The 23,956-nt window shown below is 41.4% G+C and carries 23 protein-coding genes, 1 pseudogene and 1 other annotated feature; of the genes and pseudogenes, 4 read left to right on the plus strand and 20 right to left on the minus strand.

Annotation, left to right across the window (positions count from 1 at the left end; all coding sequences use genetic code 11):
* Positions 1–39: 39 nt before the first annotated feature.
* Both H538_RS0110030 and H538_RS0110035 read left to right on the plus strand, forming a co-directional pair.
* Positions 40–618: a GNAT family N-acetyltransferase gene (locus H538_RS0110030; RefSeq protein WP_026677481.1), complete on the plus strand. Its 579-nt coding sequence runs from the start codon at positions 40–42 to the stop codon at positions 616–618.
* A 154-nt stretch (positions 619–772) separates the two neighbouring features.
* Positions 773–1,954, plus strand: coding sequence for a styrene monooxygenase/indole monooxygenase family protein (locus H538_RS0110035; protein WP_026677482.1), 1,182 nt, complete (start codon positions 773–775; stop codon positions 1,952–1,954).
* A 318-nt stretch (positions 1,955–2,272) separates the two neighbouring features.
* Here the strand turns inward: H538_RS0110035 and proS are convergent, their stop codons facing one another.
* Positions 2,273–3,709: a proline--tRNA ligase gene (gene proS, locus H538_RS0110040; protein WP_026677483.1), complete on the minus strand. Its 1,437-nt coding sequence runs from the start codon at positions 3,707–3,709 to the stop codon at positions 2,273–2,275.
* Positions 3,710–3,895: 186 nt separating this feature from the next.
* Positions 3,896–4,100, minus strand: a binding site (T-box leader).
* 183 nt (positions 4,101–4,283) lie between these two features.
* Between proS and H538_RS0110055 the strand changes: the two genes are divergently transcribed.
* Entirely contained in the window at positions 4,284–5,429 is a 1,146-nt protein-coding gene (locus H538_RS0110055) for a SpoIIE family protein phosphatase (RefSeq protein ID WP_026677485.1), read from the plus strand.
* A gap of 38 nt (positions 5,430–5,467) precedes the next feature.
* Here H538_RS0110055 and H538_RS0110060 read toward each other — a convergent pair whose 3' ends face one another.
* The 15 genes and pseudogenes from H538_RS0110060 to H538_RS0110130 form a co-directional block, all read right to left on the minus strand.
* Positions 5,468–6,322, minus strand: coding sequence for a CheR family methyltransferase (locus tag H538_RS0110060; protein ID WP_026677486.1), 855 nt, complete (start codon positions 6,320–6,322; stop codon positions 5,468–5,470).
* A gap of 16 nt (positions 6,323–6,338) precedes the next feature.
* Positions 6,339–9,089, minus strand: coding sequence for a CHASE3 domain-containing protein (locus H538_RS0110065; protein WP_026677487.1), 2,751 nt, complete (start codon positions 9,087–9,089; stop codon positions 6,339–6,341).
* 199 nt (positions 9,090–9,288) lie between these two features.
* Positions 9,289–9,372, minus strand: coding sequence for an aspartyl-phosphate phosphatase Spo0E family protein (locus H538_RS27105; protein ID WP_081412621.1), 84 nt, complete (start codon positions 9,370–9,372; stop codon positions 9,289–9,291).
* A gap of 620 nt (positions 9,373–9,992) precedes the next feature.
* Positions 9,993–10,871: an SDR family oxidoreductase gene (locus tag H538_RS0110075; RefSeq protein ID WP_026677488.1), complete on the minus strand. Its 879-nt coding sequence runs from the start codon at positions 10,869–10,871 to the stop codon at positions 9,993–9,995.
* 230 nt (positions 10,872–11,101) lie between these two features.
* Positions 11,102–12,412: a lysine N(6)-hydroxylase/L-ornithine N(5)-oxygenase family protein gene (locus H538_RS0110080; RefSeq protein ID WP_026677489.1), complete on the minus strand. Its 1,311-nt coding sequence runs from the start codon at positions 12,410–12,412 to the stop codon at positions 11,102–11,104.
* A 156-nt stretch (positions 12,413–12,568) separates the two neighbouring features.
* A complete protein-coding gene (locus H538_RS26080) occupies positions 12,569–12,715 on the minus strand; it encodes a lmo0937 family membrane protein (protein ID WP_154657945.1) in 147 nt (48 codons plus the stop codon).
* A gap of 113 nt (positions 12,716–12,828) precedes the next feature.
* The gene (locus H538_RS0110090) at positions 12,829–13,095 is read right to left on the minus strand and encodes an alpha/beta hydrolase (protein ID WP_026677490.1); all 267 of its coding nucleotides are present in this window, start codon (positions 13,093–13,095) and stop codon (positions 12,829–12,831) included.
* A 408-nt stretch (positions 13,096–13,503) separates the two neighbouring features.
* Positions 13,504–14,751 (minus strand): MFS transporter, encoded by a 1,248-nt coding sequence (locus tag H538_RS0110095; protein ID WP_026677491.1) that lies wholly within the window; start codon positions 14,749–14,751, stop codon positions 13,504–13,506.
* Positions 14,752–15,049: 298 nt separating this feature from the next.
* A complete protein-coding gene (locus tag H538_RS0110100; protein ID WP_026677492.1) occupies positions 15,050–15,640 on the minus strand; it encodes a TetR/AcrR family transcriptional regulator in 591 nt (196 codons plus the stop codon).
* A gap of 2 nt (positions 15,641–15,642) precedes the next feature.
* Positions 15,643–16,370: pseudogene (locus tag H538_RS23535) on the minus strand (MBL fold metallo-hydrolase).
* A 279-nt stretch (positions 16,371–16,649) separates the two neighbouring features.
* On the minus strand, positions 16,650–17,117 hold the full coding sequence (locus H538_RS0110110; RefSeq protein WP_026677493.1) for a methylated-DNA--[protein]-cysteine S-methyltransferase: 468 nt from the start codon (positions 17,115–17,117) through the stop codon (positions 16,650–16,652).
* A complete protein-coding gene (locus H538_RS0110115; RefSeq protein ID WP_026677494.1) occupies positions 17,101–18,018 on the minus strand; it encodes a DNA-3-methyladenine glycosylase family protein in 918 nt (305 codons plus the stop codon). The genes H538_RS0110110 and H538_RS0110115 overlap by 17 nt, the downstream gene beginning before the upstream one ends.
* Positions 18,005–18,580, minus strand: coding sequence for a bifunctional transcriptional activator/DNA repair enzyme AdaA (locus H538_RS0110120; protein WP_026677495.1), 576 nt, complete (start codon positions 18,578–18,580; stop codon positions 18,005–18,007). Before H538_RS0110120 ends, H538_RS0110115 begins: the two co-directional genes overlap by 14 nt.
* Positions 18,581–18,732: 152 nt before the next feature.
* Positions 18,733–19,212: a GNAT family N-acetyltransferase gene (locus H538_RS0110125; protein WP_026677496.1), complete on the minus strand. Its 480-nt coding sequence runs from the start codon at positions 19,210–19,212 to the stop codon at positions 18,733–18,735.
* A gap of 126 nt (positions 19,213–19,338) precedes the next feature.
* Positions 19,339–20,193, minus strand: a complete 855-nt coding sequence (locus tag H538_RS0110130) for an MBL fold metallo-hydrolase (RefSeq protein ID WP_026677497.1) — start codon at positions 20,191–20,193, stop codon at positions 19,339–19,341.
* Between the two features lie 119 nt (positions 20,194–20,312).
* On the opposite strand from H538_RS0110130, the gene H538_RS0110135 reads away from it, so the two are divergent.
* Entirely contained in the window at positions 20,313–21,446 is a 1,134-nt protein-coding gene (locus tag H538_RS0110135; RefSeq protein ID WP_026677498.1) for a zinc-dependent alcohol dehydrogenase, read from the plus strand.
* Positions 21,447–21,491: 45 nt separating this feature from the next.
* Here the strand turns inward: H538_RS0110135 and H538_RS0110140 are convergent, their stop codons facing one another.
* The 4 genes from H538_RS0110140 to H538_RS0110155 are packed head-to-tail and all read right to left on the minus strand — an operon-like array spanning position 21,492 to position 23,912.
* Complete coding sequence (locus H538_RS0110140; protein WP_026677499.1) at positions 21,492–22,007, minus strand: DinB family protein; 516 nt, start codon at positions 22,005–22,007, stop codon at positions 21,492–21,494.
* Positions 22,008–22,035: 28 nt separating this feature from the next.
* Positions 22,036–22,419: a VOC family protein gene (locus tag H538_RS0110145; protein WP_026677500.1), complete on the minus strand. Its 384-nt coding sequence runs from the start codon at positions 22,417–22,419 to the stop codon at positions 22,036–22,038.
* Between the two features lie 8 nt (positions 22,420–22,427).
* Positions 22,428–22,883, minus strand: coding sequence for a DinB family protein (locus H538_RS0110150; RefSeq protein ID WP_026677501.1), 456 nt, complete (start codon positions 22,881–22,883; stop codon positions 22,428–22,430).
* A 60-nt stretch (positions 22,884–22,943) separates the two neighbouring features.
* Positions 22,944–23,912 (minus strand): helix-turn-helix transcriptional regulator, encoded by a 969-nt coding sequence (locus tag H538_RS0110155; protein WP_026677502.1) that lies wholly within the window; start codon positions 23,910–23,912, stop codon positions 22,944–22,946.
* Between the last annotated feature and the right edge of the window lie 44 nt (positions 23,913–23,956).

The raw sequence follows: 23,956 nt of genomic DNA on the forward strand, positions 1-23,956 counted from the left end.
ACGCTCCCCTTGCAAAACTTTACAAAAGGGGCTTATAAAATGAATTTAAAAATAAAGGATCTATTTAAAGGCAATTTCGTTAAATTATCTGCAACGAGGCCTACGGATGTAGAAGAGATGGCCAAATGGCAAGAAGACGGTGATTACTTAAGAAGAATGGATACTGATTTTTCCATCCCTCAATCAGTGGATACATTGCGGGAACATGAACGGGCAAGAGTCCAGGGTTCTTCATCAATTGAATTCAAACTAAGGTCCCTTGAAGATGACCGCCTGATCGGCTTTGTCGCCCTCTTTGGCATTGAATGGAACAATCGAGCCGGTAAGCTCGCTATTGGGATAGGGGAGCCGAATAACAGGGGAAAAGGCTATGGGACAGATGCGTTAAGGCTCATCCTTCGTTATGCCTTTTACGAATTAAATCTCAACCGGGTCGGTCTTGATGTCATTTCTTACAACCATTCCGCGATCGAAGCGTACAAGAAAGTGGGGTTCAAAGAGGAAGGGCGAATGAGAAGCGCCGTTTTGCGTGATGGCCAACAATTTGATCGAATCATGATGAGCATTTTGCAGGATGAATGGGCAGAAATGGAGAAAAACTCCACATATTGGCGGTAAAAAAAGATTTAAAGGCTTGTGTCAATCGGCACAAGTCCTTTTCTATTTCTCCTCCTAAAGCACTATTTACAAGGCTTCACTTACAAAATAAACTGAAAATTGTTTATTCACTATCTGTTCCCCTCTACATCGGGGAGACTAAAGGGGCGATTCAATGAAGAAGCGTATTGGAATAGTTGGAAGCGGTACAGCAGGCCTGATTTTGGCTTATGCATTAAAAGAACACTTTAATGTTACAATGATTCATCAGCGATCAGCGGATGAAATTCGAAACGGGCGAGTCATGTCCACCCAGGTACATTTCGGCCCAACGAGAGAGCGTGAAAAACGCTTCCACATGCCAAAATGGGATGAAAAGAATCTTCTTAAGAGCATCCATATTACCATAGGCGAGCAAAAGCTTTTTACAGGAATGCTGAAAGAGCCCGCCTTATCTGTGGACCAGCGTTTGTATTACTCCGATTGCATGAATGATCTTATGAAAAATGGCGTCTCTTTCCGGCAAGAAAAGGTGTCTAAAGACCAGGCCGAAGCTTTAGTCCGCGATTTTGACCTTTTAATCGATTGTACGGGAAAATCAGGTCCGCTTTTCCCATTTCCAATTGATGAGGAGCTATCACCATTTAACGCTCCCCAGCGAAAGTGTATTGTCGGGTACTTTTTAGGAGTAGAGCCTTTAAACCCTCCTGGTGTCAACGTGACGGTTCTTCCGGGAAAAGGGGAAATGTTTGAAATACCTGCAAAAACTGAACACGGCCCTGTCGCCATTTTATTTATTATGGCCGTTCCAGACGGCGAGTTGGATGAATTTAAAGGCATAAAGAGTGCAGAAGCGTTTACGGAGCAAATGAAACGTACAGTGAAAACGTTCTTCCCGGCGATTTATAATCGGATTATCGAAGATCAGTTCACTTTATGTGATAAAAACGGCTTTCTCCAAATTGCGATTACACCGACGATACGAAAACCTTACCTGACCGTTCACAACAAGCCAGTCATAGGATGCGGTGATAGCGTATTTTTAAATGACCCGATAACCGGTCAAGGGTGCAATCTATCATCCTATTGCGCAGAACAATTATACGAAACCATTATCGATTATAAACATTCAGCCTGGAACGAACAGCTGGGTGAAGATTATTGGAAACGAGCGAGGCCATTCGTAAAAGAAGTGACGGAATGGACAAACGCGATGACGAAGCCCCTCCCCGAACATGTAGTAGGACAACTACTTCAAGGAGCGAACGACCAGGAGCTTGCGGATAAAATAGCTGAATGGTTTGAAAGTCCGGATAAAGCACATGCAACATTCTTTCCAACCGCAACGATCCTTTAATTGTAAAAGAAGGCTTTTGTCATCTTTTTTGACAAAAGCCAATCTTTTTGTGCCACTTCGCTGCTTGCGATGATATATTAAATTCCTGTTCAATTTTTTGAAGTTTAACCGGACAATCTCTTATCTTGCGGCCATTACTTTTCTTTCCTCTAGTTCCGATTGTATAAATTTAACATAATTTTGATGTTTTATTAAAAATCACTGACTAACCGCAAACATTTGAATAAATGCCAAAGGACCATCCATAAGCGAATTGACTTATGGATGGTCCTTTCTTACAAACAAATGCGTTAATCAAACGTTTGATTGAACGATTTTTTAGTATGCTTTCGCCCAATAGACTAAATGCTTTGCTTCTTTTTCGCAACAAACGCAGGTGTCGGCTACTTTTTCTTGTTCAAATGGAATACAACGTGAAGTGGCTGCTGTTTCATCCTTAATGTAGTTCTCGCAAGCTAAGTCTCCGCACCACATTGCTTTGATGAAGCCCGGATTGTCGGCTAAACGGCTTTTGAATTCGTCCATGTTTTTCGCCACGCTCGTTTTCTTTTCACGATGGCTTTTCGCCTTTTCAAATAACTTCGCCTGAATGTCTTCGAGAATGGCAGGGATCTTCGCTTCTAGCTCGCTCATTGCGACCATCGTTTTTTCATTGGTATCCCGGCGAACGAGAACAACTTGTCCTTTCTCGATATCTTTTGGACCAATTTCTAACCGAAGCGGGATTCCTTTCATTTCGGATTCACTGAACTTCCAGCCTGGCGTTTTGTCACTCGCGTCAATTCCTACTCTTGCAAGCTTTTTAAGTTGATCTTTTAATTCATATGCTTTATCAAGAACCCCTTCTTTATGCTGGGCAATCGGAACGATCATCACCTGTGTCGGCGCAATTTTTGGCGGAAGGACAAGGCCGCGGTTGTCGCCATGAACCATAATTAAGGCACCGATTAATCTTGTCGTAATCCCCCATGACGTCTGGTGAACATACTGAAGCTTGCCGTTTTTGTCCGTATATTGAATGCCGAACGCTTCGGCAAAGCCTGTACCTAAATAATGGGACGTGCCGCTTTGCAACGCTTTTCCATCATGCATTAAGCTTTCGATTGTAAGCGTGAAATTCGCGCCGGCAAACTTTTCTTTCTCCGTCTTTTTCCCGCGTATAACAGGAATCGCTAAATACTCTTCACAGACCGTTGCATATACTTCAAGCATGCGCTCTGTTTCTTCGCTTGCATCTTCTTCCGTCGCATGACACGTATGGCCTTCTTGCCAGAGGAATTCAAGAGAGCGTAAAAACGGCCTTGTCGTTTTCTCCCAGCGAACAACGTTGCTCCATTGGTTATAAAGCTTAGGCAAATCACGATAGGAATGAATAATGTCAGCATAGTGCTCACAGAACAACACTTCAGACGTAGGACGGACACAAAGACGTTCAGCCAATTCCTCAGAGCCGCCATGGGTCACCCAGGCTACTTCCGGCGCAAAACCTTCAATATGATCCTTTTCTTTTTGCAATAAGCTCTCAGGGATAAAGAGCGGCATATAGACATTTTCATGACCCGTTTCTTTAATTTTTTGATCAAGTACATCACGAATATTTTCCCAGATCGCATACCCGTACGGGCGGATAATCATCGAGCCGCGGACGGAAGCATAATCAACAAGATCTGCTTTTTTCACGACATCGGTATACCACTGGGCAAAATCGTCTTCCATTGCCGTTATTTCTTCAACAAATTTCTTTTCTTTTGACATGGATCTCATCCTTTCTTTTTCTTGTAGCGGGAGATTAACTGTTTAAACGAACAATATTGCTGGCAACTTTGTCCACAGGCCAGAGGCAAGGATTCCCGTGTAGTCGAAATCGGCGAATTTCCGATTCCAGTTACCCGCATTTTTAAGAGCTAATTGTTTCTTAAAACAAAAAAGACCCCATCCCCAATAAGGGACCGAGGTCTGGTGGTACCACCCTTGTTTACAGCAATCGCCGTACACTCTTTTTTGATAACGGAGCAATTCCGCTAGTATCTTTTTCGATACCGAACTCCAAGGCAGGTTCAAATGCGGTCTCTGGAAATCTCTCAGCACCCAATTTCCTCTCTGAAAGAGACGGAGGCATTTTACTAATCCTCTTCAACGTTTTTCTTCATATATTGATTTAAGCATAATATATTCATTTGTTGGAAAAATGTCAAGATGTCTTTTTATAGTTTTCATTTTATCCACCTTTTTGAATCTTAAACATGCTTAAGATTCAAACAAATACCATTTTTTCTACATATTTAGTATAATAATAGAACAAGGTATGTTAAAAGGAGAAACCAATTATATGTCTATTCTTCTAGTTGACGATAATCCCGTCAATCTTTTTGTTATAGAAAAAATATTAAGAAACGCAGGTTATTCAAACTGTGTGCCGCTCAAGTCGGCGGTTGAACTTTTTGATTATCTTCAACTTGATTCCAGTGATCCGAACTACGTTCCTGTTGATCTCATCTTGCTTGATATTATGATGCCTGAAATCGACGGTATCGAAGCATGCCGGAGGATTCAACAGGTAGAGCGGCTGAAAGACGTTCCAGTCATTTTCATAACCGCTCTGGAAGATATGAATATACTGGCTGAAGCGCTTGATGTAGGCGGAATGGATTACATCACCAAGCCGATTAATAAAATAGAGCTGCTCGCCCGCATCCGGGTAGCACTCCGCTTAAAGTATGAAAAAGATTGGCACGATCAACAAGAAGAAAAACTCCGGACTGAACTGGATTTAGCCACACAAGTACAAAGAAGCTTGCTTAATCCCCCTTTAAAAGAAAAAAATATCCAAATACAGGTTTCTCATTTGCCGTCGTTTAAACTGGCCGGGGATATGTATTACTGGAATAAGATAGATGATCACCGTTATGCGGTTATATTGTTTGATATGATGGGGCACGGCCTTTCCTCTTCGCTCGTTTGCATGTTTATTTCTTCCGTTTTAAGAGAATCAATAAAGCGGCATGTCGATCCAGTGCTTGTCATTAAAGAATTGAATCGTTATATGACGCTTCTTTACAATCCAAAAAACTTTACGAATTACTATTTTACAGCCATTTACTTAGTCATTGATACGGAAAAGAAAACTGTTGAATATGTAAATGCCGGCCATCCGCCTGGTTATGTTTTCGTCGACGGAAAAACATTGCTATCACTTGAACGTGGCAGCTCCGCCGTCGGCTTCTTTGAGCAAATCGATGTTCATAAATCAGTCATTCATTATGAAAACGAAATCCAGCTGCTTCTCTTTACTGATGGCGTCATTGAAGCAAATGGAACTGAGGAAGAACAGATGCTGGATAGACTCCGGACCCTCGCAGCGCAAAAATGGGAAGCGATCGACTCCCCCATCCATCTAGTCCTCCCCGAAGATCAGCATGCGAATCAACCTGATGATATGTGCATCGTTATGATTAAAGCCCAGGTAACAAAATAGAGGGTAATAGCCTTTAAAAACTACTACCCTCTTCTTGTTTAAATCTTTCTATAGATCCGTTCTGCTCCGTTAAACTCTGAATAAGAGCCTGTACGTTCGGCAAAGCGGATCGACTCCTTGTCCCCTAATCCAAGAAAGCCGCCCGGACACAAACTTTCATAAAACAATTCATGGACTTGATTCTGCAAAACGGCTGTAAAATAGATTAATACATTCCGGCAAATGATGACATGAAATTCGTTAAACGATTGATCTGTCACAAGATTATGTTGAAAAAAGATGATATTGTCCTTGAGGGACGAGTTAAAATAGGCGTTTTTAAAATCCGTTGTATAGTATTCGGAAAACGCATGCGTCCCGCCGGCTTGCATATAATTTTTCGTGTACGTCTGCATTTTGCTTAATGGAAATATACCGCGCTTCGCTTTTTCCAAAACGTTTTCATTCATATCGGTTGCATATATTTTTGTCTTATGGCTTAATCCCTCTTCTTCCATTAAAATCGCCATCGAAAATACTTCTTCGCCTGTTGCGCAGCCCGCGTGCCAGATGCGTATTTCTGGAAGATCCCGCAAATGCGGAACGACTTTTTTCCGAAACGAATAGAAAAAATGCGGGTCCCGAAACATTTCCGTTACATTGATCGAAAAATCATTCAATAACACATCAATATAGCCCGGCTCATGAACAGCCTTTTCTAGTAAACGGGTGACGGTCGGGATTTTATCCAGCCTCATCCGGTTCTGGATTCGACGCCAAATGGAAGAACGCATATATTGCCGGAAATCAAAGCCCGATAAACGATAGATCCCCTCTAGCAACAATTCAATTTCTATGCTTTTTGTAAGATTGTCTTCGACTTCATCTTCAATTCCCCAATATTTATCATCCATTTTACGTCAATACCACCTATCTTGTTAGCCATACACGCATCACAGAAAAAAGCTGCTCTAATTCTAATGGCTTACTAATATAATCTGACGCACCTGCTTCAAGACACTTTTCTCTGTCATTTCTCATTGCTTTTGCTGTTAAAGCGATAATAGGTAAATCTTCAAATGATGGATTCCCGCGAATTTTCCGCATCGTTTCATAACCGTCCATAACTGGCATCATAATATCCATTAAAATGATATCAAAGTCTTGTTTTTCTTTAATAATATTAAGACATTCGATTCCGTTATTCGCAATAACAATATTCATGCCTTCATTTTGAAGTGCCGTCTTTAAAGCAAAAATATTCCGGTTATCATCATCTACGATCAAAACATTTTTACCTTTAAAGACACTGCTTTCAGCTGGCAGAGCAAATGAAGTTTCATCATTAAAAATACTTGCCCCTACTTCTCTCATTTCCATTTCGGACAATTCCGCTGCCGCAACTTCGACCGCAGTTTCAACAGGTTCATCCCTGTGCGCCATGCCATTTGGAAGGCTCGGGAGATAAAGGATGAATGTACTTCCTTTTCCTTCTTCGCTTTGTAGAATAATTCGTCCCCCAAGCAAATGAACAAACTCACGACAAATCGATAAACCAAGACCCGTTCCGCCATATTTCCTAACCGTTGCACCATCCGCCTGCTGGAATGCTTCAAAAACCAATCCTTGCTTATCCTTTGGGATGCCGATCCCGGTGTCTTTTACCGCAATTTCCAGCCAGTATTCAGCACCTTTTGTCGTTAGCCACCTGTCAACGTGAGATTCTTCCGCCTGGCGAATGGTCACAGAAACGGAACCGGATTCGGTAAATTTAAAGGCATTCGACAATAAGTTTTTCATAATTTGCTGGAACCTTTTTTCGTCGGTATGGAAAATATCCGGCACGTTCGAATCTTTCATAATGCTAAATTCCAGGCCTTTTTGCTTTGCGATATGGGAAAAATTGCGTTCGAGTTGCACTGGCAGCTCGCTCATGTTCATTTCGTTGAACATCATGTCGAGCTTTCCGGCTTCCACCTTCGATAAATCAAGAATATCATTAATTAATGAAAGAAGGTCTTTGCCAGATGAATGAATGACGCGGGCAAATTCCGCCTCTTCCTCTGTCAGACTGCCGCTCGTATTTTCCGCAAGCATTTCGGAAAGAATTAGAATGCTATTAAGCGGGGTGCGCAATTCATGCGACATGTTCGCCATAAATTCGGATTTGTACTTTGAGCTAAGTGTAAGCTGTCTCGCTTTTTCTTCGAGCTCTTCCTTTGCTTTCTCGAGCTCCAGTGATCGCTCTTCTGCTTCTTCTGTTCTTTCTTCCAGCTGTTCGTTGATCATGCGCAGTTCTTCGGATTGCATATTTAATTCTTCAGATTGCGTTTGCAACTCTTCCGACTGCGCTTGAAGCTCTTCTGTCATCGCCTGTGATTCTTTCAACAGCCTTTCGATTTCCATTCGTCCGATCACACTGTTCATGGCAAGACCGAATGAATCAAGCACTTCTCTCACTAGACTCTGTTCAAGGGCGGTAAATTCGTGAAGACTTGCCATTTCAATAACCGCTATTGTCTCTCCTTCCAAAAGGATCGGGGCAATTAATAGGTTTCTCGGCCTGATCTCACCTAAACCAGATGTAATTAACCGATACTCGCCGGGGATGTCATTTATCACGTGCATTTGCTGTTCCAACGCACATTGGCCGATCATCCCCTGGCCTAAAATGAAACTTTCTCTCCCGACATCGTTCAAAGAATCTGCATAAGCGGCTTTTTTTACATAACGTATCGTTTCTCCTTTTTCTTCCCGAAGATAAAGGGCCCCGAATGAAGCATTCGTCACCTTTGTAATTCCGGTAACGAATCTTTCCGTAAGTGCATCTAGTGAAGAAATGCCCTGATACATTGCGATCGTTTCAGCAATATTCGTCTGCAGCCAATTCCGCTGGGCAAGCACCTCCACTAATGCATTGGTTGCTTCCCCAAGATCTCTTATTTCATCCTTCGTTTTCACTTGAATGCGACCTTCAATGTTTCCTCTAGAAGTAGTCATCTGTTTAATCGTACGAACAACCTCATTAATTGTTTTCACAATCGAGCCGGAAACGACGACAGCAATGGCGATGGATATAATAGAAAGAAGGAGAAGCAAGCCAAATAAGCCAAATTTCAAAAGGAGATTTTGATGGTCTAACCGGTCTGCCCGGGCTTTTGTCAGCGCCTTTTCCTTGCTTCTGAACGTATCAAATTGTGACCGCATTTGATCCATGTCTCTTCGGCCAATATCCGTCTTAAAAAAACGATTCAGTTCTTCCGTATGATTCGCTTTTTTTAGTTGTATGGTAGGCTCGCCAGACGTATTGATCCAATGTTCAATCGTTGATTTAATTTCTTCTAATTTTTTTTGTTGGCCCGGGTTATCCGACAGCAAATCGTATAATTGGCTGTATTCATCTTTCCATTTGGATGCTGCCGTGTTATAAGGCACAAGGTAATCCTTATTGCCCGTAATAATAAACCCCCGTTGACCGGTTTCCATATCTAATAACCGTTTTTCAATTCGACTCGTCAAATCATAGACGGTAAGATCATGATGTATAATATAATTCCGCTCTCGCTGCAATGACGCCATCTGGTTGTTGACAGCAATAATCGAAATGACTAAACAAAGAACAACAATTAAATTACCAAAGACGATTTTCGAACGGATACTGAACCTTTTGTTCTTTAGCATTTTAGTACCCTACCTTCATTAAAAGCTTCTGCCATAATTATAACCGCATCTATCGGGTTTGGATAGAAGAAAATGGATTTCCAATCGGGTTAAAAAAGACGGTTTATGCCTGTCAGCACCCTTTTACTACCAGAATCCATACCCCGATAAGAACAACAAAAAACTTGCGATATTGCCTGGAAGGTCTTTCGCAAGTTTTTTATTTCATACATTTATGATACTCATTTAAGAGATTGTCCAGGTTCTTGCTTATGGAAATAAGTTTGGGATCAGAAAGGGCCATAGTTTCGCGCTTTCGTACATTTCTTGTCGTACTTTATCAATCTGCTCTGAAAGATTAGTCACTTCTTTGCTCACTTATTGATCTCCTTACTATTGATTTGATAGAAGATGTCGATGTCGCTCTTTTTGAAGTACGGCAACGGCAAATAATAAAAGGTAACGCTCACGAGGAGTGAGTCGTAGCCAGTCTTTGACTTTATACTTCATTTTTAACCGCCCGCCCCTTTCTAGCAAAAATAGACAATATCTATTATTTGTATTACCGCATTGTTTACCTATAAAACTTTTTTATTCCGAAAAGTTTTTTACAAATTCCATTAAAAAGTAACAGAAACCCCCAATCTTTTCTTCGTTCTTTTGTCGGCTTTTGTTAGTTGATGGGGACAAAATACGAAGGTTGGAAAAAGATGTAGAAAAGTTTTTATCTTTAAGGTCAAAGGTAGATTTCCCTTTCTACGGCAACATTTAATAAAAGTTTAAGAGCATACTATCGGCGGGGATGTAACTGTAGAAACTAAAGAAATGAGGATGACCATTATGAGCGAAAAAATTGATGAATAAAGAGAGTGCCTAAAAACATCACTTTTTAGGCACCCTCTCCGTTGCTATAATTAACTTAAACTATCCATTGATGACTTGTCCGCCGTTTATGTGAAGAACTTGTCCTGACATATAAGATGAATCTTCCGATGCTAAAAAAACGTAGGCAGGAGCCAGCTCTTTCGGTTGCCCCGGGCGTTTCATCGGAGTGTTTTGTCCCCAATTTTCCAGCTTGTCTTCTGGAAAAGTTGCCGGAATTAAAGGTGTCCATATCGGGCCTGGCGCAACTCCGTTTACTCGAATACCTTTTTCTAAAATCTCTTGATTTTGAGACAATGCCCGGGTAAAGGAAACAATTGCCCCTTTTGTCGATGAATAATCTAAAAGGATAGGGTTTCCTTGATAAGCGGTAATGGAAGTTGTATTAATGATTGCACTTCCCTCTCCTAAGTGCTTCATTGATGCCTTTGTCAAATAAAACATCGAATAAACATTTGTCCTAAAGGTCCGATCAAGTTGCTCTGCGGTAATCTCTCCAATTTTCTCACAGACATGTTGCTCTCCTGCATTATTTACAAGAATATCTAGACGCCCAAAGTGATTCACTGTTTGTTTAACGACTTGTTGACAGAAATATTCATCACCTACATCTCCGGCAAAGGCTAAACATTTTTGATCTTGTTCTTCAACGAGACGTTTCGTTTTTTCCGCATCACCATGGGCCTCATAATAAACAATAGCGACATCTGCTCCTTCTTTAGCATAAGCCAGGGCTACCGCCTGACCGATGCCACTATCGCCGCCCGTTATAATAGCGACTTTCCCTTTTAATTTCCCGCTGCCTATATAATTGTCATTTTCTATCTCAGGATGAGGGTTCATTTCTGATTGAATATCAGGTATCAAGTAATTATATTGCGGTTTTTGTGTTTTCCATTCTTGACGATCGGCGTTTTCCATTTTATCTCTCCTTTTTATAAGCTACTATAATCCCCTTTCCCATTGAAATTTAATTTAAAACGGATAATTTACTATTTTAATAAATCATTTTATAGGAGAAATTACACCGAAGCTGTTATAGAACGTACTAAGAACCGAAAAAGTTCCTGTAAATAGGTGAGTCGTAACTTTTAATTACGATAAGTGACAGCTATGTTGTTATCCCCCGTATTGACCATGAAATTCAGCGCTCACTTCACGATCGGGAATTGTTGGAAGACAGTTTTCTTAGGAGTAGGATAGACTTCCCTTCCAGCAACCGAATTAATAATGGTTTGATTGCGCAATACGGAAAGACCAAGGTTAGTCGCGCTGGCTCCATGAGAATGCTCTATGTTCGTTAATGTGTACAAATGATAAGGGCGTTCTTGTTTAAAAACAATCCGATAATCTTTTGTTACTTTAAACCTGTTTTCATCCTCCCACTCTATTTTATCGCGAAATCGATCAAGCCATTCCGGGATGAAAGGTTTATAACCGGTAGCTAAAATGACTTTATCCGATTCATACGTAAAACTTTGATCTTCCCGAGATTCCCGACAAATCAACTTATACCCCTTGTTGCTTCTTTCAATTTTATTCACTTCCGTTTGCGGTTGAATGGTCACCGCCAATTCCTCATCAATTGAACGGTGATAAAGAAGATGATAGATTTTTTTAAGCGTTTCTGGATCCACTCCATTTCGTAACTGATCCAGTTCATCAAGCGCATGCATTCGTTCATCAAACGATTGCCGATGGAAATATTCCACGTACTCTGGAGAAAAAATTTCCCTTCCAAGCTTCGCCGCTTCTTTTTGGAAAAATCCCGGTGAACGGGTGAACCAGGTTAAATGATATCCGTGTTTTCTTTGGTCAAAAAGCAAATCATAAAATACTTCTGAGGCACTTTGCCCGGATCCTACAACTGTTACGGAACTTGCTTTTTTCACATTTTCTTCCCGATAAAGATACTGGCTCGTATGGAGAATATCCTTTTGAGAATGCCCTTGCATTCCCTCTGGTATAAGTGGTACGCTACCCGTTCCTAAAACAAGGTGACGTGAAAAGTAATGCTCTTCCTTATCTGTTTCTTTATTTAAAACCATTACTTCATAATGAGGTTCATCTACTGTATCATGATCAATGATATCAACAACTTGATGCCCGAAATGGCAATGTTTCAAATTCGATGCTACCCATTGGCAATAGTCGTTGTATTCTCTCCTCGGTATCTCAAACCGGTTAAAAAAGTAAAATTGGTAGAGGCGATGATGTTTATGTAAATAATTTAAAAAAGTATGTTGGCTTGTTGGATCGGCAAATGTCACTAAATCCGCTATAAAAGGTGATTGTAAATCAGTGCCTTCTAGCAACATACCAGGGTGCCATTCAAATTCCTTATTTTGTTCAAAAAATAAAGCGTTCATTTCTGGAACAGTATCAGTCAGTGCTGCCAGGCTAAGATTAAACGGCCCAATACCTATACCAATGAGGTCATAGATTTTATGATTAGTTGCCATTTCCCTCTTCCTTTCTTTCGTACATCGAATTTCTATTTGTTACTAAAACACCCGGATTAAAAGGTTATTATGCTCGTTTTGACAAATAAGGAGTGCCTAAGAAAGAAAAATCTTTTCCAGGGCACTCCTCTTTATCCTATTAGCTAGGGCATTCATTCATCTTCGTCCCGTTCCCTGGACAAGGCGAACAATAAGTACGATCAGAGCAATGACAAGAAGAAGGTGAATTAATCCTCCCCCAATATGAAAAGAGAAACCGAGCAACCAGAGAATAATTAAAAGTACTAAAATGGTCCAAAGCATCGTTATCTTCCTTTCGTAATTTTTTTATCAATTCATTCCGAAATGGATTTAATCTGAAATTACCCGAAAGATAAGTATTCGAAACTAATATTTTTTCAACCCGATGATTGGCTTTATTCTGGCGTTTTCTCCAAATAACTTATCGCCGTTTGGAGCAAAGCAGGAAAATGTTCAGGGAAGAAATGCCCGAGTCCTGGTTCTACTACTAGTTTGCAAGGAATAGGATTCGCTTCAAAAACCGGCATTAACTCAAGTACCTTCAAATAATAAGGATCTTTATCCCCTGTTATGATGCAACCTTTTAAGTTTGGATTATGATTTTCTTTTAGCAGATTTTCAAAAGATGAAATATCTTTAATCGCTGGAATTGTACGGAACAATAGAATTTTCGTTACGTATTACTTGTATATTCAATATTTCACACACTTTAATTCCCCCGTTTTTATACCCGATTGTTTATTCTTTTATTTCTTCTAACAATTAAGTTAATATCCTTTTCTTTTATAGAATGCGCTGGTGAATAATTCAAACCAATCTTCCTTCTATAAAAGAAAGCAGATAAGCTATATCAAGCTTATCTGCTTCTTGTTAATTGCGAATTACCTCTTCGATTTTTTTCTAGGCTGTCATGCGGAATAACGAGATTATGAAAAGGTTGCCAATACTAAATAGAATTCCCGACAGCTCAAACGGACAAAATTTTACCTTCGCCACTTATTTTTGTCCTTGAGACGCGGTCTATTGGACATTGATATGGCTTTTTAGGTCAGCTTTTTTCATTAATTATACTAACTTGCCTCTTCCGTTTTTTTCTGTGCTGTCATGCGGAATAACGGCAATATGAAAAGCATGCCAATAATGAACAATATGCCTGACACTTCATACATCGCAACAAGTGAGAAGTCCTGTTTCAATTTGCCTGCCAAGCTCATTGTGACGACCATTGAGCCTGTGAACAATGGGCTTAAAATACCGTTGACGCGTCCGACGAACTCACTTTCTGTATTTTGCAAGATCATCGTATTAATTCCAATCTGGATGCAAGGAAGCATCAACCCGCTGAAAAATTGGGCAACTAAAGTCAGCCATAAGATCGTCGATAGACCGGAAATACTGATGCCGATTGCATTGACAAGCATCCCGAGGGCCAACAGCTTCTGCGGAGCGACCGTTTTCGCAAACATCATAGCAAACGCGCCGCCCAAAATCATTCCGGCTCCATTGACCGTCATCAGCCATTGCAAATTTTCCTTATGCAAGCCTAACCGTTCAATTATAAGCAAAATGTTCAGCGGTTGAATGAGCCCGATTCCTAACCCGGCTGCGATAAAGCATATGCCCAGAAGAACAAGCTCTTTCTTTGATAAAACATAACGAATCCCACTAGCCATTTCTTCCACCAGTGTCGTTTTTGGCTTGTCTTTATCGATGTTCGGATCCGCCGGCAGAAAAGTTAATGAGGCAGCAGAAAACAGAAAAGCGATGCCTGTTAATGCAATGGCTACATTAATTCCAAACGTCTGAAACACTAATGTTCCAATCATCGGTCCGAGAATCATGAAAACAGCAAAAATCGTTTGATATATCGACATCCCTGCCTGCATCTGTTCCGCTGATAAATGAAGTTTAAACAGTTTCATGCCCGACGGCTGGGAAAACTGCGACAAAATGGCCGAAATAAGTGTTACAAAGAACACGACTTTCCACGTACTAAACATCAATGTGGCTAGAACGGCAAACACCGACACAGCGCTTAAAATATCGCACCAGACCATGGTCCGTTTCGGACGCCAGCGATCGGCAAACGCGCCCCCGATAAATGAAAAAATAAAAATCGGAGCGAATTCGGCAACATATATCATCGAAATTGCAAACGGATCACCGCCTGTTTTCTCCGTTACAAATAGCAGGACGGAAAAATTGCGAATCCAAATGCCGATTTGCAAAAACACTCCCGAAATGAGGATGGCCTGAACAAACCGATTACGAAACAAATCGGACATTTTTGAAGATGGTGCCCTATCTTCTTTCAACATAAAAAAACCTCCTTATCCACTTGACTGAATAGGAGTTTAGGGCATTTAGGGACAAATAGACACAACAAACCCGTATTACTGAACTACTAACATCTCTGTGTCCTATAAAAAAAGCCCATACTAATCCTATCCAGAAAAAATTAACGTTTGATTAACGAATGTTTTCTAAGAAATAGGATTAGTAGATCATTGGCTTTCGGTCACCCTTCCATTAATTGTTAGTTACATAGTACATCATGGCCGCTTTTAAATCAAGGCCTAATTTTTCTATCATCCCCTGGGTGTGAATGCGATACATTCATTTCGCATACTTTTTTTCGTTTTGCTTTATCGCATGTATTCCAGCAAGAAACGTATCGATTATCAGTCTAACGCTTACATCAAGATCAAGCGGAAGTCCAAATCCCCCTTTTTGTTCGAGTGAAGCGAACCCATGCAATATACTGCGCAGTCCTCTGACTGCATGGATAGCAGGCTCGCCTTCTAATTCAAAATCCTTAAGGACGCCGAGAGCCAAATCAACCATTTTACCTCCGGCCCGTTGAACGTCATGATCCCAGCTATCCGGCGCAAGTAGCGTGGCTTCATACAACCCGGGATGAGTTCGGGCAAATGCTATATACGCTTTCGCTATTTCGTGCACGGCATCTTCTCCGGAGCGTCCCGCAGCCGCCCTCTTCCATTGACTGTAAAGCAGTTCAAGACCATAGACTGCGAGTTTTTTTCGCAAGCCAGGCAATCCATCGATATGATTATATAGTGAAGGTGATCGAACATTCAGTTTTTTTGCTAATGAAGCTAATGTCACTTCTTCTATGCCATGCGCGTCGGCAATTTCCGTAGCCGCTTTCAAGATCGTATTTAAATCAAGACCGATTCTTGGGGACATGTTCATTGCTCCTTTGTTCCATATTTTTCTAAATTTCGTTCGGCGCAGGCAATGGCCCGGTCAATGGCTAAAGCTGGTTGTTCCAACATCCGCCCATGGCCAGTGGCAAGTAAGGACGGATGAAAATCCCGTAATTTGTACGCGCTCTCTAAGGCCATTTCCTTATTCCAAGTAGCGAATGCAGGAAACGGAAACCAGAAGCGGAATTGTCCTGATACAGCAATCCCGCCTCTCGTTTGAAAAGCATCACCTGTAATAAGTGCCTTATTCCGCGTATCAAAAAATGCACATGAACCCGGAGTGTGGCCTGGTGAAGCTATAGTAAGAAGCGAACCAACCCGATCGCCTTCTTGAAGCAATACGTCCGCACGCGTCTTTAATGCTTTCGGGACTCCGCCTCGGATTGGGGAGTTCGGCTCTATTTCATCTAAGCTTCGGTCTCCTTCCATTAATCTTGCATCGCGACGCGAAATGTAAACCGCGACATCCGAAAGTGTTTGTTTGAGAGCATCAAGTGACCCGACGTGATCGTCATGCGCATGAGTCAATACGATTCGTTTAATTGGTTTTCCAATGGTTTCAGCCGCACGTAAAATTCCCTTCAGACTATACGGAAGTGCCGCATCAACAAGCGTTAAATCGTGGTCTTCCTCCACCAAATAGCAGTTCACAGGGAAAAATGCGGCAAAAACGTCAATTGATAAACGGTTTCTTTTCGAGTGATTCTCATATCCCTACTCCTCCCCAAAACTAATACCATTAGTTTTAATATAAACTAATGGTATTAGTTTATGCAAGTGCCATTTCTATAATGACTCAAAATTATTTTTTTGAACCCGGCCAAACCGTTCCTTTCCAACAATGGAGAGTATCTTCCCACAACCATCCAGGTGCCTGGCTAACTCGTCTTATCTGCCCGCGGAATTCTGCCATTAAAATTGTTTTGCTGTTGTTAATCACATCGTTCATCCCACTAGAAGAATGCTCTTAAGGATTTAGAGCATTCTTCTCATTGAAACGTTTTCTCATGCTGAAGAAGCCACTCTTTTCTCCACAGGCCTCCGGCATATCCTGTCAAAGCCCCATTGGAACCGATGATCCGATGACATGGAACAACGATGCTCAATTTGTTTTTTCCATTGGCACTTCCTACCGCCCTGATGGCCCTCGGATTTCCGATAGCTTCTGCAATATTTTTATAGGTTCCTATAGTGCCATATGTAACTTTTGTTAGTGCGTTCCATACCGTTCGTTGGAATTCCGTACCCACTAAAACATAAGGAAACGTAAATTCACGGCGATTGCCTTTGAAATATTCATCAAGCTGATTACGGCAATCCATTAGCACATGTGGCGTCCCGGCAATATCGGATTCGCTCTTGTCACAGAACATGATCGAACAAATCGCCTCATTTGTGCCTTTTATCTCAATTGAACCAATAGGTGAATCATAATAATGCTTATAGACCTTCATCATAAAGTGACCTCCATAAATAAAAGGTGGCGTATGCTTCCCAGCCTTTCCAATTGGCCGCGATTTCCTTGATTTCTTCAATGGCCGGTTTGCGATTCATACCTAACTGCATCTTTAAAGCATTATGAAGCCCAACATCGCTAATCGGAAAAGCGGCTGTAGAATTGAGGCATTTCATAATGCAATAGTCAGCCGTCCATGCTCCTATCCCTCTTATGGCAATAAGCGCTTTTTGCATTTCACCCAGATCATTTTTTTGAAGCAAGCTTTCTTTTGATAACTTGCCGCTCGCCATCTCTTTTGCCACGCCAATCATATATTCTGCTTTCCTGGCTGAAAACTGCAGACCCTTTAAGTCATCCGTCTCTAAGGACGCAATCGTTTGAGCGTCAGGAAATAACCAAAAATCGAAACCTTTATATGCAAGTTTTTCTCCGTACTGCTCAACAAACCGCTTTTTCAACGTATACGCGAAGGCTAGATTGATTTGCTGGCCGATAATGGCCCATGCCAATGCTTCGAACAGATCCGGGATGCGAATAATCCGCAAACCGTGGTACTTGTCAATAAGTGTATGCAATACTTTATCTCGGCTGGCCATTTCATAAAAGGGGGTTAAATCCCGCTCTAAATCAAACAGTTCCCATACATAAGCTGCTATTTCCCGGCGGCTTTTGCTTGATGGATAATTGGCCGGAAACTCAACATGAATGGCATCGCTGCTTTTTCCTATTTTTAAAAGGACCGGCTCTTGATTCGCTTTTATCAGCTTATATAGAAATCCGTTTCGAACTTGATGCATCACTTCACGGTCCGACCTTTCCAGGTAAACGAGGCATTCCTTAAAATCAAACTCCGAAGGCGGAATAATCTCAATCGATGTGCCACGGTCAATCCAATCCATACAACTGCTCCTTTTCACTTCGGTATTCACCTGGAGAACATTTTTTCAACCGACGAAACACTTTATAAAAATTAGAAGGGCTTTGAAATCCAACTTCATAACAAATCTCAAGATTCGTCAGTTCCGTGTTTTTTAAAAGATGTGCCGCCTTATCCACCCTTATTTTCTCTAAATACTCCCGCGGCGTTTGCGATGTTTCCTGTTTAAACATTCGTTCAAGATAAAAAGGGCTGATGCCCACATGATCCGCCATGTCCTGAAGCACCAGTTTTTCCTTATAATGTTGTACGATGAAGGCTGTAATACGTTTGACAAGTTCGACTTGCGGAGAATGGCCTACTTCGGGCTGGCACCTTTTGCATGCGCGATAACCGGCATTTTCCACCTCCTGGAGATCACCATAAAACTCTACATTCACTTTCTTCGGTTTTCTTGACCGACAGGAAGGGCGACAATAAATTTTTGTCGTTTTCACTGCTGTAAAAAATAACCCGTCATATGCGCGGTCACAAGCAATAATAATGTCCCACATCTCATCAAATGTCAGATTTAAGTTCGCCATGTCATACCCCTCACCTTTTAGCCTGAGTGATGATCATCGTATTTTCATTTGTTTTCCTTAGTTTAACAAGAACTTGAACACTATTCGTCCTTTTTCTTGCTCTTATGGTCTAAAAAAATAAAAAGGAGCTGATTGTTGCTCCTCTTTCGATGTTAAATGAATAACCGTTCGAATTCTATTTCATGCATAATAGGGATTCCCTCTTCACTATAAAGAGGGATTTCTGGCTTTAGCTTCCTCGCATCATTGACCGCGTTTAAATGCAATGCCTTCATCGAAAAATGCCTTTTTTGATAAAACCCCATCGCATGCAAATTATCATTCGTCGTAATTAGCCAGACGCGGCCGCATCCTGTACGTTTTGCCTTTTCAATAACCGCATCAAGCAACCGGCTTCCAATCCCGCGGTTTTCTTGAAAACTATCTAGCGATACAATTTCACACTCATCCTGGTATATATGATAAGTAATGATCCCTTGAATTTCATCTCTTTCAGCCGCCACATAACCCGGCAATTGCGAAAGGTCATGAATGATCCCTCTAGAAACCATCTTCGTGCTTCCCCAGTTTTTGATCATTAGATTTTTTATTTCCTCTTTTTGGTTGTCGGTAATCTCTTTTATTTGGATCATTTCAACTTCCCCTTTAGAAAGAATAGAATGAGTATTCATTCAATATATTTCCATTTTAACATTTGAAGCAAAACGCAGCAAAAAACAAAAACCACGCACATAGGCATGGCTTTTCAGGTATTTCTACTATTGTTTAGACTGCTCCCCGTCAACATAACGGCCATAATCAGGAATCGCCAGCCGGTCAAATTCTGCAGACAGTTTTCGCAAATCCCTTGCCAGTTCTTCTCCCATCATGGGCAATCCGTGACCGGTTACCGCAGCTACTGGCTTTAACGCTTCCAGCTTTTTCACTGAATCCCATGCTTCCTGCCAGTCCGTCGTAAAATATCTTGGTGGTCCATTGATCTCCTGTTTTTGCGTGAGCACTTCATAAAGGGAATCCTGTCTGACCGTGACAAAAGCATCACCGACAATGAGGGACCGGTCTTCATCCCGGAAGAATGAAACATGTCCAGGTGTGTGACCAGGAGTATGAACCCACCGCCAACCCGGCATTTCAGGAATCGTACCCTCAGAAGGAAGAGGTGCTACATGGTTTCCTAGATTCACCGATTCATTCGGAAACATCGGAGACATTTTTGCCACAAGTCCCCCTTCAACCGTTCCATCTGGTTCGGGATAGTTCAATTTTCCGGTTAAAAAAGGAAGTTCCAGCTCGTGAGCGTAAACGGGCACCTTCCATCTTTCTACTAAATCAACTACTGCCCCAACGTGATCAAAATGACCGTGGGTCAAAATAATTGCTTTCGGTTGATTGTTTTCGCCAAACCGATCGTTGGCCGCTTCTATTATTTTATCAGCACATCCTGGCATTCCGGTATCGACCAACACCCATTCGTTTGGGCGGTCAACATCCCCGATAAAACAAACGTTCACGATTTGAATGGGGAGACAGTAAATGTCCCGCCTTACCTCCTGCCCTTTTCCGCTTGTAATGGATGTCATCGGGATCCATTTATTTTCCATTGTATCTTCCATTCCGTTATTTTTGTTCGTTTCGATCTTAATCACTCTTTCCTGTTTCTTTTGCCAATTAGTATGTTTCATCTCTCTTAATAAATACTAAAAAGGTACTTTAGCAGATTGGAGTGTGTACGATGAAAGCAGTCACTTATCAAGGACCACAACATGTAGAAGTTAGCAAGGTAGATGATCCAAAAATCGAAAAAAAGGATGACATTATTGTCAAAATTACTTCAACAGCGATTTGCGGGTCAGATTTGCATATTTATCAAGGGAATTTCCCATTGCGCGATGGTTATATTATTGGCCACGAACCGATGGGGATTGTGGAAGAAGTAGGTTCTGAAGTCACAAAAGTAAAAAAAGGAGACCGGGTGGTTATTCCATTTACCGTGGCGTGCGGCCATTGCTTTTATTGTAAACATGAGATGGAAAGCCAATGTGACCATTCAAATCCCCATTATGATTCTGGTGGATATTTTGGCTATACAGAAAAGTTCGGCAATCATCCAGGCGGCCAGGCCGAATATTTGAAAGTGCCTTTTGGGAATTTCACACCTTTTGTCATTCCAGAATCATGTGAACTGGAAGATGAATCTCTTCTTTTTTTATCTGATGTTCTTCCTACTGCTTACTGGAGTGTGGTTAATAGCGGAGTAAAGCCAGGGGATACTGTCATTGTGCTTGGCTGCGGCCCCGTAGGCTTGATGGCGCAAAAATTTGCCTGGATGAAAGGTGCGAAACGTGTAATTGCGGTTGATTATTTAGACTACCGATTAAATTACGCCAAAAAGATAAACAACGTGGAGGTTTTTGAGTTTACCAAATTTCCTGACATGGGCGAGCACTTAAAGGAAATTACGCACGGCGGTGCGGATGTTGTCATCGATTGTGTCGGAATGGACGGAAAAAAGTCCCCACTTGAATATCTCGAACAAAAGTTAAAATTGCAGGGCGGGACCCTCGGACCGATCCAAATTTCAACTAAAGCGGTGAGAAAATGCGGAACCGTTCAATTAACAGGGGTTTATGGAGGTAATTATAACCTTTTTCCATTAGGAGCTTTTTTTACAAGAAATATTACATTGAAAATGGGACAGGCACCGGTTATTCACTTTATGCCTGAACTGTTTGAAAAAATTATGAATAATGAATTCAACCCGAAAGAGATAATTACGCATCAATTGCCGTTAGAAGAAGCAGGCCATGGGTACCGAATCTTTAACAACCGTGAAGACAATTGCGTTAAAGTCGTGCTCAAGCCATGAGAAAAAAGCTGTTTGCCGAAAGTAAGCAAACAGCTTTTCCATTGATTAAACGTTTGCATTGGTAGCCATTAAATAAAAAATATAATCAGTCGGAATGCCAGGGTGGCCCATTTGCCGGAGCATCGCCGCAATGTTTCCGCGATGATACGTTCCATGGTTGACGACATGCTGGATCAATTCGAAAAGCTTTGTATCCAATTTTCCAAATCGAGGGTGTTCAGGTGAAATGATCCTGTCGAAATCGTCCTGGCTTTCTAAAAATGATCGATAGCGCTCGGAACATTCTTCAAAAAGCTGCTCAAGTTCCTCAATACTTTTCCCTTTCGCTTCTTCCGTTAATTGGTCGGCTTTCATCCTGATTTCATCAAAGCTTTCTTCAGCCATTACCCCAAGCCAAACATTATCGGCCACATAAACATGGGTCAACGCTTCAAAAATAGATGGAAACACGCTCTGGATTTCCTTCGTTACAAGATCCCCTGGCAGCTCTTTTAAATGTTGAAAAACTTTTTTATTTGCCCAAACGTGGTAATTGTACAATTTCAATGCCTTGTCTTTCACTTGAACATTCCTCCTCTGGATAAAATAGTTACAGCATTTTATAAATTTCAATCAAGTTGCCCTCAGGATCACGGAAATGCGCAATACGGGCTCCCCATTCTTTACGATCGTGCGGCTCTGTCAAAAAGTTAACTCCCTTTTCTTGCAAGTGTTGATAGACCGAATCCACATCTTCTACATTAAACTGAAGCAAAAAGTGAAAAGGCACTGCTTCTTCAGAACCATTTTCCTCCCCTATCACTTGAGCCATCGCGTTACGGGACAAAAGCTCGATTTTCGTTTCTCCATTATTGAAAATGGCATATTCCATGCTTTCTTCATACCACCCAACCGGCAGTTCCAATACATCCCTATAAAATTCGGCGCTTTTCTTAAAATCCTTGACCAACAGCCTGAGTTGCAACAGCTTCATAAAAAAGGTCATTTATAATCGCGGAAAAACGGCAAATCTTTCACGCCGATCAACCGGGCATAAACAAAAAGTTGGCCTTTATGATGGATTTCATGGTCGTACATCATCGTGAGGAATGTCCTCCCAGTGCCTGGGAAATTTAAAAACGTAAATTCAGCCTCAAGCACCTCGTCATTCAGTGATGCAAAAGAATCTTTCGTCTTTTCCGTAAGCTCGCTGACCTTTTGCCGGACTTCCTTCATCGTTTGGCAATCGCTTATCTCCGGTGCCTCAAATTGTCCCGTCTTTAGCAAAGAGATAAATGTGTCATTCCAATAGACGGTATGCAAAACGAGCTCGCCAAGCGCCATCGCACCATCCCACGGTTTAAAGCTGACATGCTCATCGCCAATGGTTTCAATTAGTTTTTCAAGCACGTTCCGATGCCTGAGCCAGTTATCCATGAATTGCTTAACTTGATCCATGGTTCATTCCTCCTCGTTTTTTATGTAACTAGTATAAACAAACTTCCCTGACAGTTACAGTCAGTGGAGTTGCATCGATTCATAGTAATTCAGCAATTCTGTCATCACAGCTACCATTCTTTTTTTTAATAAAGAAGGTTCTACGATTTTAATGGACTTTCCATAAGGCATGAGAAAGTAAGGAACATACGAATAAATCACGCCTTCATCCAGCATAAAATGCGCTTGATTGGATGACCGTTCGATTAAAGCATGGCTAAAAAGCCAATGTTCACATAATTCGTTAAGGGCTTGCTCCTTGCCCTCAATACGGACGGATATTAGTTGTTCTTTCTTTTCTAAGTCTGGCAGCAGATTTCGCAGGAAAAAGCGGCGGGCGGAAAACCCGGATGGCCGTTGAAAAAAAGAGCCGGTAGATGATAGCGTGCGAATTCGGTCAGCACGAAAACTTCGAATTTCTGAGCGGAGATGGCAATACGCGACAATATACCATTTCCCTTTCCAATAAATTAGCCCATAAGGATCAATATGCCTTGTTTTTGGAGAGTCACCCTTATCGTACTCCATTAAGAGCGTTCGGCTGTTTGCGACAGCTTTCTCTAACTCTTGCAGGGTCGTTTCCAAAGCAGAATTAGACGGCGGGGGGATGACATCAAACCCCATCATATGCTTGTTAATTGTATGTAATTGCTCTTTGTTCGCATGACGCTTTAATTTTAAAATGGCATGTTTCAAGACATCGCGAAAAGGGTATCCTGCTTCTTGAGCAAATAAAGCGGCGTGAATGAGAGCCTTTTGTTCATTCAAATCAAACAATAGCGGAGTTTCCGAAAAAGTTTCCAATAGGCTATACCCGCCATTATGTCCGGAATCAGCAATAATGGGAACACCACTTGCGCATAATGAATCGATATAGCGATAAACGGTTCGTATGTTGATTTCTAACGCTTCAGCTATATCTTTTGCAGTCATTCGTTTTCTAGTTTGAAGCAGCCACAAAATAGAAAGCATATTATCTGCTTTAGCCATTAATCGATAACCCTTTCTTGTTTTTGTATGGACGATTACTTATT

It is taken from the genome of Fictibacillus gelatini DSM 15865 (assembly GCF_000430745.1).
GTDB classification, from domain to species: domain Bacteria; phylum Bacillota; class Bacilli; order Bacillales; family Fictibacillaceae; genus Fictibacillus_A; species Fictibacillus_A gelatini.